This window comes from Streptococcus sp. 23.2 (genome assembly GCF_016648665.1).
Lineage (GTDB): Bacteria > Bacillota > Bacilli > Lactobacillales > Streptococcaceae > Streptococcus > Streptococcus salivarius_E.
This window is the reverse complement of sequence record NZ_JACLQJ010000001.1, coordinates 193441-206765: the sequence shown is the minus strand read 5'-3', so window position 1 is coordinate 206765 and position 13325 is coordinate 193441. Positions and strand designations below refer to the sequence as shown.

At 39.6% G+C, this 13325-nt stretch carries 12 protein-coding genes; 3 read left to right on the top strand and 9 right to left on the bottom strand.

Annotated elements, in window-relative coordinates:
- Positions 1-74: 74 nt before the first annotated feature.
- From H7T98_RS01045 to H7T98_RS01010, 8 genes are all read right to left on the bottom strand, one after another.
- The gene (locus H7T98_RS01045) at positions 75-641 is read right to left on the bottom strand and encodes an aminodeoxychorismate/anthranilate synthase component II (RefSeq protein WP_201059345.1); all 567 of its coding nucleotides are present in this window, start codon (positions 639-641) and stop codon (positions 75-77) included.
- On the bottom strand, positions 638-1993 hold the full coding sequence (trpE, locus tag H7T98_RS01040) for an anthranilate synthase component I (RefSeq protein ID WP_195519948.1): 1356 nt from the start codon (positions 1991-1993) through the stop codon (positions 638-640). The genes H7T98_RS01045 and trpE overlap by 4 nt, the downstream gene beginning before the upstream one ends.
- A gap of 76 nt (positions 1994-2069) precedes the next feature.
- Positions 2070-2351, bottom strand: coding sequence for a chorismate mutase (locus H7T98_RS01035; RefSeq protein ID WP_195519949.1), 282 nt, complete (start codon positions 2349-2351; stop codon positions 2070-2072).
- Between the two features lie 592 nt (positions 2352-2943).
- Positions 2944-3294: a PBECR2 nuclease fold domain-containing protein gene (locus tag H7T98_RS01030; protein WP_175057744.1), complete on the bottom strand. Its 351-nt coding sequence runs from the start codon at positions 3292-3294 to the stop codon at positions 2944-2946.
- A 93-nt stretch (positions 3295-3387) separates the two neighbouring features.
- The gene (locus H7T98_RS01025; protein WP_175061463.1) at positions 3388-5736 is read right to left on the bottom strand and encodes a cation-translocating P-type ATPase; all 2349 of its coding nucleotides are present in this window, start codon (positions 5734-5736) and stop codon (positions 3388-3390) included.
- A 164-nt stretch (positions 5737-5900) separates the two neighbouring features.
- A complete protein-coding gene (locus tag H7T98_RS01020; RefSeq protein WP_175057745.1) occupies positions 5901-6410 on the bottom strand; it encodes a hypothetical protein in 510 nt (169 codons plus the stop codon).
- A 23-nt stretch (positions 6411-6433) separates the two neighbouring features.
- On the bottom strand, positions 6434-6940 hold the full coding sequence (locus H7T98_RS01015; protein WP_081371112.1) for a hypothetical protein: 507 nt from the start codon (positions 6938-6940) through the stop codon (positions 6434-6436).
- 34 nt (positions 6941-6974) lie between these two features.
- Complete coding sequence (locus H7T98_RS01010) at positions 6975-7484, bottom strand: hypothetical protein (protein WP_175057746.1); 510 nt, start codon at positions 7482-7484, stop codon at positions 6975-6977.
- Positions 7485-7795: 311 nt separating this feature from the next.
- Between H7T98_RS01010 and H7T98_RS01005 the strand changes: the two genes are divergently transcribed.
- A complete protein-coding gene (locus H7T98_RS01005) occupies positions 7796-8095 on the top strand; it encodes a YbaB/EbfC family nucleoid-associated protein (protein WP_021143723.1) in 300 nt (99 codons plus the stop codon).
- Positions 8096-8213: 118 nt separating this feature from the next.
- On the opposite strand, the gene H7T98_RS01000 is transcribed toward H7T98_RS01005, so the two are convergent.
- Positions 8214-8831 (bottom strand): hypothetical protein, encoded by a 618-nt coding sequence (locus H7T98_RS01000; RefSeq protein WP_201061035.1) that lies wholly within the window; start codon positions 8829-8831, stop codon positions 8214-8216.
- A gap of 1104 nt (positions 8832-9935) precedes the next feature.
- Here H7T98_RS01000 and H7T98_RS00995 point away from each other — a divergent pair.
- Together H7T98_RS00995 and H7T98_RS00990 are read left to right on the top strand one after the other, a co-directional pair.
- Entirely contained in the window at positions 9936-10637 is a 702-nt protein-coding gene (locus tag H7T98_RS00995) for an ABC transporter ATP-binding protein (RefSeq protein ID WP_060972587.1), read from the top strand.
- A 14-nt stretch (positions 10638-10651) separates the two neighbouring features.
- Complete coding sequence (locus H7T98_RS00990) at positions 10652-13294, top strand: FtsX-like permease family protein (protein WP_195519950.1); 2643 nt, start codon at positions 10652-10654, stop codon at positions 13292-13294.
- Positions 13295-13325 lie beyond the last annotated feature (31 nt).

Sequence of the window (13325 nt, the reverse complement as noted above, 5' to 3'; positions counted from 1 at the left end):
AAAATGGTTCAAAGTTTTCTGATGCACGAGGAGATGTTCTGAGCGTAGACCAATTTAGTCAAAAGACTGACCAACTAGCCTGCAACGATTTTCACAAAATTTTCAACCATCTTGAGCCCATCTGGACTTCCGATGCTCTCTGGGTGATATTGCAAACCGTAAATTGGTAGCTCCTTATGTTGAATGGCCATGATTTCTTGATCATCAGTTGTGATAGCTGTCACATCAAAGCCCTCTGGCATTTGGTTAACAACGATGGAATGGTAACGCATGATTGGGACATCATTGTCAATATCCTTGAAAATTGGCGATGGCGTTTCAAAAGTAATATTGCTTTGTTTGCCATGCATGACATTCTTAGCCAAGCCAAGTTTACCACCAAAAGTTTCCGCAATAGCCTGGTGCCCCAAGCAAATTCCCATCATCGGTTTTTTACCAGCGAAATCCTTAATCAAGGCTTCCATTTTACCCGCATCAGCTGGCCAACCTGGACCCGGTGAAAAGACTAGCCCGTCAGCTTTTTCTGCCTCTTCATAGAGGGTCTCATCATCGTTACGCAAGACCTTTACCTCTGTAAATGTCCCTAGGTATTGTGCCAAATTATAGGTAAAAGAATCATAGTTATCAACTAATAAAATCATTGGACATCTCCTATTCTTGTCATAGCTTTCGCCTTGTTAATCGTTTCGTAAAATTCATTTTCAGGAACACTGTCATAGACAACACCTGCACCTGCCTGAACATAGGCTTTTTGATTTTTGAGAATCATAGTACGGATAGCAATGGCAAAGTCCATATCTCCTGTCGCAGACAGATAACCAATAGCTCCCGCATAAATACCACGTTTTTCCTGTTCAAGCTCATAGATACGACGCATAGCACGAATCTTAGGCGCTCCTGACACGGTTCCAGCTGGTAGGGTTGATTTAAGAGCATCAAGGGCTGTCAATTCAGGCAAGAGTTGCCCTTTGACCACACTGGTAAGATGCATCACATAGCGGAAATACTCAACCTCCATATACTTAGTCACCTTGACCGCACCATTTTTAGCAATCTTACCAATATCATTACGTCCCAAGTCAACCAACATACGGTGTTCCGCAGTTTCTTTGATATCATGTGAAAGTTCATCTGCCAAAGCAGCGTCTTCAGCCTCATTGGCACCACGAGGGCGTGTTCCAGCAATCGGATTGGTTACCACCTCTCCATTTTTCACTGAAACCAAACTTTCTGGGCTGGCACCAATCACCTGATAATCTCCAAAATCATAGAAATAAAGGTAGTTTGATGGGTTGGTCACGCGCAAGTTACGGTAGTAATCCAAAGGATCTCCCTCAAAGTCCGCTGAAAAGCGTTGACTAAGCACACATTGGAACATATCTCCCTCACGAATGAGTTTCTTAGCCTTAGCCACCATGTCCATGAAGACCTCTTTTTCGATATGATTTGAAAATTGCAAGGCTTGCAAGGCCTGAGGTGTAAACTCATTTGGCGCCTGAGTCTGTAGGCTAGTTACCACCTTCCCCAGAGCTTGACGCACCGCATCGTTATCACGACCTGAGTAGATATTATCCTCAACCACATAAACCTTTTCCTTCTTGTGGTCAAAAATCAAATAAGACTCATAGATGAAGAAATGCATATCAGGCGTTCCAATCGTATCTTCAGGAATGTCCCCGATATTTTCATAGAGACCAATCATATCATAGCCTGCAAACCCGATAGCACCACCTGCGAAAGGTAGGTCAGACTTTATGCCCTTGACTGTTACTTGGTCCAAGTATTCGAAAGGATCCTGATCAATCGCCTTACCATTTTCATAAAGCACACCATCCTTGAAGGTTACTTCAAAGACCGGATTGTAGGCAACAATAGAAAAACGTGCATTTTCTTTCTCACGAGGAATGGATTCAAGGATAACCTTGTGTTCCCCCTGAACACGCATATAAGCCAAGATTGGTGTTAAGGTATCGGCTGGTAAAATTTTTCTCATAGTATTTCCTTTCAAACTGGTTTATCGAGAGTAATAAGACTGATACAAGACTCCTTTATAGGATGTATCGGCACCGTTATTGTTCTTTATTCACTTTCTCTTCCAAAGCAATAAAGGCTTGAATCATGCTTCGCCAAACACTTTCAGCCACATCTGGTGACAGGCCAAGCTCTAGTGCCTCCTTACGACGGTTAGCTATCACTTGGGCAACACGATTATTCGCCCGGACTGCGGACTTATCTCCTTTGGGCTTCAGCCGCCCTGCCTTTTCCACAAGTATTTGACGTTGGGCCAGGAGTCGAATTAACTGACTGTCAATATTATCAATATCACTTCGAATATCGTTTAATGCATCCATAATACCCAACCTTTCATTGAATAATGAAATAATACTCCTTTAAGGTAAATAGACCTTTAAAGATAAAAGTAAACAAAAAACCTCACAGAGAAAAACTCTGTGAGGGCATTAAATCTAGTTTAACACGGTACCACCTCAGTTAATGGTCTCAAAAAAACGACCATCATCTCTATCTCCTCTAACAAGGAGTTGCACGGTAAGGGGTGCCAACCGAGAAGAATATGTGTTACCTTCTCATTATCATCCAATCAGCCCAATGTTCGCTCATCTCGATTACCTACTCACAATCACCGCAGGCTCCCTGAAAATCTAAGACCAGTTACTTTCTGATTTACTAACTATTGTACTCCTTTTTAAAAAGATGTCAAGAATTTTCTGTTAATTTTGACAATTCCCCTCCTATAAGATTCGTCTATACCTAATCCAGAAAGTGAGATAGTCTTGTCCCTAAGCTACACAAAATAAAAAAGCCCCCAAAGGGACTTCTTGGGTTGATAAACAACGGCAGGGTGACAGTCCTGCATCTCTTTCAGACCCGAAGGTGCGGCGGCTGCCTCTTCCGCCCTCGTTGTTACTTCTTAATTATATTATATCACATTTTCTTAGCTCTACCAGCATTTAGATAGTTTTTCAGCTTAGAATCTTTAATCACAAACATGGTACGGACATTAAGTTTATCACATAATCTGACCGCTACCAAAGCATTACCATCAATACGTTTGATGTATTCCAAGGACTGGCCATTAGGATGGCGACCGATATAGTCCGGATGAGCAATAATCTCTGGAATACGTTCATAGGTGGCATCAAAATCACTGAATTCCTGGCGATGTTTTTCCATATGCTTCTTACGTTGTGCAGACAGCGTGATTTCTTCACCAGGCTTGTAGTCCAAATCAAAAGTTTTAATGACTTTTGGCGTCAAGTGACCTACTATTTTCATGCTTCTATTGTACCACACCTCATACATATCAAGGCTTTTCCTACTGTTCAGCTATCAAAAAACTCAAGCCTGTTACCAAGCTCGAGTTTTGCTTTATGCTTTTTGGAAAGCACCTTGTTTATAGCTAATCCAGAAGAAAAGTGGTGTACAGATAGCCATTGCGACCAGATAGATTGGTAAGGTATAGCTATTAAGTGTCGAAATCTCAATCACATCTCGAAGATAGTAAGAGCTAATCAAGAAGCCAAAGACTGAGTAGATAATCAAGGCCACACGCCCCTTATTCAACGGAATACAAGCACGAATAACGGCAAGGACACCCGTTGATCCCATCATATAGTAAGACAGCGTCAGCATATCCGTATTGCTCATGCCAAGATAGACCTGAGACAGATGAAAAATAAGAACACTGATAACCAACATCAAGGCATTAGGAATAGACAACTGGAGCGAACGTCTGAGGAAATGTTTCTCAACAGGACGAATATTACGTTCGAAGGTTAAAATAAACGGTGGAAAACCTTCGATAAATTGACCTGCCAAAGTCATCTGAACTTGAATAAAAGGGAAGACCAAGAGGTACTCTGCCTTACCAAAAACAATACTGGCAATACAGATAAGCCCCAAAAGGAAGGAATAAACAGTTTTAATGAGGAAAATCGGTGCAATGTGGGCAATATTATTAACCACACGGCGTCCCTCAAATAGAATTTCAGGAATGTCCTTAAACTCAGAATCCATAAGCACCAAGTTGGCAATCTGACGTGTTGCAGGATCTCCCTCTGCCATAACAATCGAACAATCCGCTTCACGCAGTGCCAAGATATCATTGACACCATCACCAGTCATAGCTGTCGTATGCCCATTGGCATTAAGGGTTTGGATTAACAACTTTTTCTGGTGCGGAGATACACGACCAAAAATCGCAGTATCCTCAGCCAAAGCCTCCAACTCCTCATCGCTGACCTTAGAACAGTCAATATAGCTTTGATAGTCGGCAAAACCAGCTTGATGAGCAATATGAGAAACCGTCACTGGATTGTCACCAGAAATAATCTTAAGCGTCACATCTTCTGAACGCAGGTATTCCAGAGTTTCTGCAGCATCCTCACGAATAGGATCGGCAATTTCAAGTAAAGTCAAAGCCTCGACGTCATTCGGCAAAATCATGGTCTCTGTATCAACACCTGACTGACTCCAAGCCAAAATCAAAACACGAGACCCTCGTGCCTGAGCCTGATCAACTGCTTTGGGATTTTCCTTAAGAAGCATCTCAGGTGCTCCCAAAAAGAGAGTTCCAAGCCCATTAACGCTCACAGCACCCCATTTACGATCGCTTGAAAATGGAATAACATCACCTACCTGATAATGATGTTCCAGACCCTCATAAGCATTTCGAATAGCCTGAGCTGTTGCATTTTTATCCTTGCTATGTTGCATATAAGCCGCAAGCAAACGCTCCAACTCCTCTTTCGTAAAACGCTCTGACAGTAGTTCCAGACCTTTAACTGTCATCTTTCCTTGTGTAATCGTCCCTGTCTTATCTAAACAAAGCACGTCTACACGGGCCAAGGTTTCAACAGAGTACATCTCTTGCACCAGGATATGTTTCATCCCAAGTTTAATGACAGCCGTCAAAAGAGATGTAATAGTCAAAAGGGCAATTCCCTTAGGTAACATTCCCAGAAGGGCTGTCGAACTGGTAACTACCGACTCTTGAAGGGAGAGCTGTTTAATCAAGTAAGCCTCAAAAAAGAGCGCAAGCCCAAACGGTATGACAATCTTTCCCGTAAACTTAGCAATCTTGTCCATATTATAAAGAATACGGGACACGATTGGCTTATGAGTCTTGGCCTCTAGCATGAGCTTGTTGGCGTAATTGTCCTCGGCTACGTTAATGACCTTAGCATAGACCTGACCGCTCACAAGATAAGAACCAGAGAGCAACTCCTTCCCATCTTTCTTTAGAATGTGATCACTCTCACCAGTCAGCATGGCCTCGTTAAGCTCGGCTATCCCATCAACAACCACGGCATCACTAGGAACCTGTTCACCCGCAGACAAGAGCATGACATCATCCAAGACAATATCCTTAGGATCAATAGAAACAAGCTGTCCATCACGCACCACACGAATCTGATCCTTATTCATGAGATTGAGCTTATCAATCATGCGACGGGCACGCAACTCCGTCATCATCCCCGTAAAGGCATTAAGCACAATAATCCCAAAGAAAAAAAGATTAGACCAAGCCTGAACAGCAATCAAGGCCATAAAGATTGCAAAATTGAGCACATTAAAGGAGTTGAAGACATTACGCCTAAAAATCTCCCAATTGCTGGAGCCAGTTTTTGCTTTAAAATGATTTGTTTTACCGGCATCTATCCGCCGCTTGACCTCCACCTGCGTCAAGCCTTGTAACTGTTTTTTCATAACTTTCATAGTAGCATAAAAATGAGGTGTTTTCAAAGGTTAGCCGTCATGAATAGCAAGGAAATAGACCTACTATATCGAATCACTATCCCCACCTTTTTCTATCAAATTAAGCTACTTTCAAATAGCAAAGGCAGAAGTCTCTACAAAACACTTCTATGCTATCCTTTTCTCTAATTAAATCTACTTTGGTAAACTAAATTAAACAACCATTGAAGATTGATAAAGGGTTTTGGTTGAGCATCAATCACAGGTTGAACGGTCTCTCTAATTTCTTTTAGGACTTTTCGTTGATTATACTTAATATTGTGATAATGTTCATCAAAAGCATGTTGGAGAGTAAAATTACGATTAAAAATATAACTTTCACCTGAGTCCGGGTAAAAGACTAGAGTACCATCTGAAAAACCTAATACAGACGATTCTGTTCCTTTTTCTCTAGTTATAGCGTACGTCCCGTCCTCATCATAGCTAATACCATCTATTTCCGGTGTATAAATCCAGCCATTATTCTCCATCAGCATAACAATATCCGGCTCTGTCCCCTCCTTATGAGGAATATGCTGAGCATAATAAACAGAGTGGTATTTTAAATTAAAAAAACTAAATAGGCTCATTCCTAAAATTGTAACCAGCCCTATAAATAGTCCTACAAAAATCCCTAAAATATTGCTTTTTTTCATTGTCATCTTCTCTTTCTTTTTCTCTAATTAAACCTACTTTGATAAATTAAATTAAACAACCATTGAAGATTGATAAAGGGTTTTGTTTGAACCTTCATAATTGGGGAAAAATCTTCCCTAATCTCTTGTTTAATTTTCGATTCATTAACTTGAATTCTTTTTGCTTCTTCTGAAAAATAACTGACGTGATCAAATCTAAACGTACTGTCAAAACCGATAGTCATATTATCCTTATCATATAAAAAGTATCCTAAGGATTTTGTTAGAGAAGATTTACTTTTAGTATTTATAATAGCGTTTGCTCCGTCATCATCATATCTAATATTGTCAATTTTAGGAGTATAAATCCAGTCCATATTCTCTATCAACATAACGAGATCCGGCTCTGTCCCCTTCTTATGAGGGATATGCTGAGCATAATAAACAGAGTTAGATTTTAAATTAATAAAGATAAATAGGCTCATTCCTAAGACTGTAACCAACCCTATAAATAATCCTACAAAAATCCCTAAAATATTGCTTATTTTCATTGTCATCTTCTCCTTCCTCTTCTACGACCAAACTTTAATTAAACCTACTTTGATAAATTAAATTAAACAACCATTGAAGATTGATGAAGGGTTTTGGTTGAACATCAATCACAGGTTGAACGCTCTCTCTAATTTCTTTTTGAACTTTTCGTTGATTATATTTAATAGTATGATAACGTTTGTCAAGAGCAGTTTGGATAGAAAAATCATGATTTAAAAGATAGCCATCACCCGATGCCGAACTAAAATATAGAGTATCACCTGAAAGACCTAATATAGACGTTTTCGTTCCTTTTTCTCTAGTTATAGCGTACATTCCATCATCATCATAGCTAATACCTTCTATTTCCGGTGTATAGGCCCAACCCATATTCTCCATCAGCATAATGACATCCGGATCTGTCCCTTCCTTATGAGGAATATGCTGAGCATAATAAACAGAGTTAAATTTTAAATTAATAAAGGTAAATAGGCTCATTCCCATGACTGTAACCAACCCTAAAAATAGTCCTATAAAAATCGCTAAAATATTTCTTTTTTGCATTGTCATCTTCTCTTTCTTTTTCTACGACCAAACAATTTCTTGATCGGATTAACAACAAACCATTGTACACTATTTTTAACAAGTCTCATAATTTAAGGATTCGTGGCTTTGTAACTGATCTAACATTTTTATGAACAAGAAAAAATCAAGTCTTAACAAATTCCTCCAATACTTCTCCTCACTTTGTTAATCAAGCTAAACATGGTATAATAGTTAAGATTTTTATACTACTTATTTCTGGGCAGAAGTGGGCAGTAAAATTTAAGAAACAGGGGCTAAACCCTTGATATGAAAGGAATCTAGAAAATATTATGATGAACATGCAAAACATGATGAAGCAAGCTCAAAAGCTTCAGAAACAAATGGAAAAAAGTCAAGCTGAATTGGCTGCTACAACTTTCACTGGAAAATCAGCCCAAGACTTGGTCGTTGCTGAATTAACTGGTGACAAAAAAGTAGTTAACATCACTTTCGCTGATGCTGTCGTAGATCCTGATGATGTGGAAACACTCCAAGATATGACTGTTCAAGCACTTAACAATGCTCTTGAACAAATTGACGAAGCGACTAAAAAATCAATGGGTGCCTTTGCAGGTAAATTGCCATTCTAAAAAATGAAAAGGAATCTCGCGGTTCCTTTTTCTATATACTCATCTAGCAACTCAGTCATAACATACAAAAGACTTGGACAAGAAGTCCAAGTCTTTTTGTGTTAGTCATATAAAAATTTTATTCTTCAACCAAGGCAAGACCTGACTGTGCGTCTTCTTCGTTTGCCAATTTATAACGATTCTTTTGACCTAAGTAAATACTTGCTGAATCCAATGAACCTTCTAAAGTAGGGTAATTCACATCCTCATTCGCTGTTTGGGAAGGTACAGGCCCTGAGATCAATAGTTCATCATCATTCTTGACATAAATCTGGTATTCTCCAACCTCGCTAGTTTGAGCTAAAATCTCATTCAACAAGTCTGGGTCAAGCGTTTGAGCTACTCCATCAACCACTTGATTAGAGTCTTGCTTATGCTCCGACGAATCCACTACCTCGGTGATAACGATGTAGTCAGGAGTTTCCTCATCTGTAGTCTTAGATTCCTCAGTTTCTGGCTGTTTTTGTCCAGGTGTTTCTTGCTTCTTCGTATCCTGAGCTTGCCCATCATGATTCTTCAAGTCCTCATCACTAACGGTTTGAACCATAGTCTTATTGGCATCTAAATCAAGTTTAGGAGTTTCTTTGACGTCAGCCGAAGCCCCGCTGGTACCCATGAATAAAGCCAGAGTCCCCAAAGTAGCAATCAAGCTGATTATTGCTTTGCCGATAAAACCATTATCTTTGTTCTTAATCATAAATCCCTCACTATTTATTTGGTTAGCTCTAACTGGCTAACAAGGCGTCCTATTTACTGCTGTAGGAGGCAAAAGGTTGGTTGAGCTGTTTGACCACCCCTTCACCCAGATAACAATATTAGCATGCAATCCCCTTGATTTCAAGCGTTTCTTTAATTTTTAAGCATTTTAAACAAATGACAACTTCATGTCTTAAAATTGGTGCTAATCTATTATCAGATTAGCTTTTTTACGCTATGCAAATGGTAATTTCTTTAAGTAGTACTTAGGGAAATAATAGTTGTTTTTTAGACAGATTCTTCAGAAAGCACTTTTGCTGACTTATCTCCAAAAAAATTTTATCGGATAAGAAAATTTTGTCAAAACACTTTAAATGTAACTATAAAAAAGAATTCTTGAGACAGGAAGTCGAATTCTAAACATCCTAAAATAAGATTAGGAACTAGAATTCCTCTATTAGTCAAAAGAATGCCACAACAAAAGGATTTAAGGGTAACTTTATGGAATGCCTCATAATAAATAACTAATCTTAAAGATGCATATCTCTCATTTAGATATATATTTTTAAGGTGTTTACAACTTCTTTAAAAATAACTAACACAAAAAAAATCATTACGAAAAGCCCTCTATTTCCCCATAAATAACTTTCCCCATATAGAAAATGTATCCTCCAAATTCAAAAAAAATGTCCGTATTCTGGATACGTCATTGCTAGAAACTATGAAAAAACTCTTTATCTATCATCAACTTTGACGGAAAACTAAATCCCCTTTGGCACCCCTATGATGAAGTATTTACCGACCTAAACTCTCCGATAATTATAGAAATTGAAAAAAATAGTATATCCACTCCGTAAAAGACTAAAAATAACCTAACTTTATAACTATTTCACCAAATCTTCACCTTACTCAAAGCTCATTTGAAATAGTATATTCTCATATGTAAGCGCTTCGTCCACATTTCTGTCACATGTAAGAAGAACCTCTCCACTTTTAACCCTTTTTTTGCCTCAAAACCTAGATATTCCAAGGAAAATCCGTTACAATAGAGTACGGAAAGATAGGGAATTATCAGCATCATTATTTTCGTATGAAAGGGAAATTCATGGCTTATATTCAAATGAAGCATAGCTATAAACGCTATAAAACCGGTGATCTGGAAATTATCGCAAACAACGACGTAAGCTTTGATATCGAAAAAGGGGAGCTTGTCGTTATTCTTGGTGCCTCTGGCGCTGGGAAATCAACCGTTCTTAACATCTTGGGTGGTATGGACACCAATGACGAAGGCCGCGTCATTATTGATGGTAAGCATATCTCTGAATACACAGCCAAAGAACTTACAACCTATCGTCGTGAGGACGTTGGCTTTGTGTTCCAATTTTACAACTTAGTTTCTAACCTTACGGCCAGGGAAAACGTCGAACTAGCATCTGAAATCGTTCCAAACGCTAAAGATGCTACTCAAACACTAGTCGAAGTCGGTTTGGGAGACCGCTTAGACAACTTCCCATCACAACTATCTGGTGGGGAGCAACAACGTGTCGCTATTGCACGCGCCGTTGCCAAAAATCCAAAGATTCTTCTTTGTGATGAACCAACAGGGGCTCTGGATTATCAAACAGGGAAACAAATCCTGACCCTCCTTCAAGAAATGGCTCGCAAACAGGGAACAACTGTTATTATCGTTACCCATAATGCTTCTCTAGCTCCAATTGCCGATCGTGTCATTCGAATGCACGATGCCAAGATTAAGAGTGTGGAACTTAATCCTAATCCACAAAAAATCGAGGACTTGGAATACTAGAAAGGAGCAACGTCATGAAAAAAACAACTTATTGGAAAGATGTTTGGCGAACCTTTGTAGCTTCTAAAGGGCGTATGCTCTCTATTGCCTTACTTATGGCACTGGGATCCTTTGCCTTGATTGGTCTTAAAGTAACTTCTCCTAATATGAAGAAAACTGGGGAACACTTCTTCAAGACGCATCAAACAGCTGACTTGAGCTTAATCAGTACTTACAGTATCAACCAAACCGATCAGGACCTTCTCAATACAATAAAAAAGAAGAATGTAGACATCGAGTATGGTTATTTCAAAGATGCTGTCGTCAAGGGGACGAATACGGCATTTCGTATCTTCTCTAAACCTAAGAAAATCTCCACTTACGACCTTATTGAGGGGAAACTTCCTACCAAGGACGGGGAAATCGCTCTTTCCTCAACTTATAAAGAAGAATATAGCGTTGGAGATAAGATTAACTTTTCTGAGCCAGTAGATAGCTCAGGGCAAAAACAGTTAAAGGAACAAACATATACCATTACTGGTTTTGTTAATTCCTCTGAACTTCTCTCTAGGAACCGTCTTGGTAATGCCAGCGCTGGTACGGGGAAACTAGATGGCTACGCCATTGTTCCAGAGACGGACTTCACCTCTAACGATTACATGATTGCCCGCATCCGCTACAAGGATTTGGAAAATGTTAGTCCTTTTAGTGAAGAATACGCAAATAAGATTTCTGAACGAAAGGCTGAACTCAAGAAACTCTTTAAAGATGAACCTGAGAAACGCCTAACTGAGATCAAGTCTCAGTCTCAAGCTCAAATTACTCAAGCTAAACAAGAACTTGAAACAGCCCTCGCACAGACCCAGCAAATGGCTACAAGCAACGCTGCTGAAGCTGCTAATGTCAAAGAAGCTACTAACAAGATTGAAGCCAAGCAAAAAGAACTCGAAGAAAGTCAAGCAATGGTCGATAATTTACCAGCGCCTAGCTATCAATTCTACTCTCGTCGAGAGATTCCGGGTTCTGAGGGATATGTTGCTTATGAAAGTAATATTAACATCATTCACGATGTGAGTAACATCTTCCCTGTCGCCCTCTACTTTATGGCAGCTTTGGTTACCTTTGTAACCATGGGACGCTTTGTTGAAGAAGAGCGTGGTAAGGCTGGTATTTTCAACGCCCTAGGCTACAGTAATTCGCGAATTATCCATAAATTCGTCATTTATGGTTTGATAACGAGTATTACTGGTACAACCGCAGGTGTTATTACCGGTCATACACTACTTCCGATTCTAATTCACAACACTTATAAGAGCGATTTGCAGCTTCCTGCTTTTGAATTGCACTTCTACTTAGGACTTACCCTTGTGGCCTTCCTTTTAGGTCTCTTATCTGCTGTGCTACCTGCCTTTGTGGTTGCCAAAAAAGAGCTCTGGGAAAAGCCTTCCCAACTCCTCCTTCCAAAACCACCTCGAGCAGGAGCTAAGATTGTCCTAGAGCGCATCACACCGCTTTGGAAACGTCTCAGCTTTACGGAAAAAGTTACCATGCGTAATATTTTCCGCTATAAGCAACGGATGTTTATGACCCTCTTTGGTGTCGCAGGTTCTATTGCACTGCTCTTCGCAGGTTTAGGAATTCGATCTTCTGTATCTAACCTTAACCAGCAACAGTTTGAAGACATCATTCACTATGATATGATTGTTGCCAAGCAACCAAATGCGTCAAGTGCTCTGGATGAGGAACTCACTAAACTCCTCGATAGCAAAGACGTCAAAGAATACTTGAATGTCCATTTTGAAACCTTGCAAAAAATTGCCGGTACCAATAAGGACACCCAAGAAATCTCAACTCTTGTCTTTAACGACCGTGACGAAAAACTCATTGACAGTTACGTTAGCTTACATGACCGAGACCGCAATAAGACTCTCAAGCTATCTAATGACGGAGCAATTATCTCTGAAAAAATGGCAAAACTTCTAAACCTCAAGGTCGGAGATACCATTACTGTGCAAAACAGTCAGGATGAATCTGTCAAGATTAAGATAGCTGGTATCACTGAAATGTACATGGGGCATTTCCTCTTTATGAATGCTAGCTACTACCAAAAAGCTTTTGGGACACCTTCAGTGAATAATGCCAACCTTGTTACTCTCGCTGAACCAACTAAGCAAAATGTTGAAAATATGGCAGCCAAATTCATCAACTTGCCAAATGTTTACGGTGTTGTTCAAAACAACAACCTTAAACTGCAAATTAGCACTATGGTCAATTCATTGACACAGGTTATTGGTATTTTGATAACGGTTTCCATTCTCCTTGCTGTGGTTGTTCTCTATAACCTAACTAACATCAACGTTTCAGAACGTATCCACGAACTTTCAACCGTTAAGGTTCTTGGTTTCTACAATAATGAAGTATCCCTCTACATCTATCGTGAAACTATTTACCTGTCTATCATCGGTATCTTCGTAGGGTTTGGTCTTGGACAAGCACTCCACCAATATATGGTAAGCATCATTCCGCCAGATCGTATCATGTTTGATCCATCTATCGGTTTGGCTACCTACCTTTTACCAGCTGTTCTTATCGGCTTCATTCTTATTATCCTTGGCTTCGTTGTTAATAACCGCCTAGCCAAGCTTAATATGCTCGAAGCTCTAAGTTCAGTTGAATAAGCTAAAAACGCCTGAGAAGTAATTCTCAAGC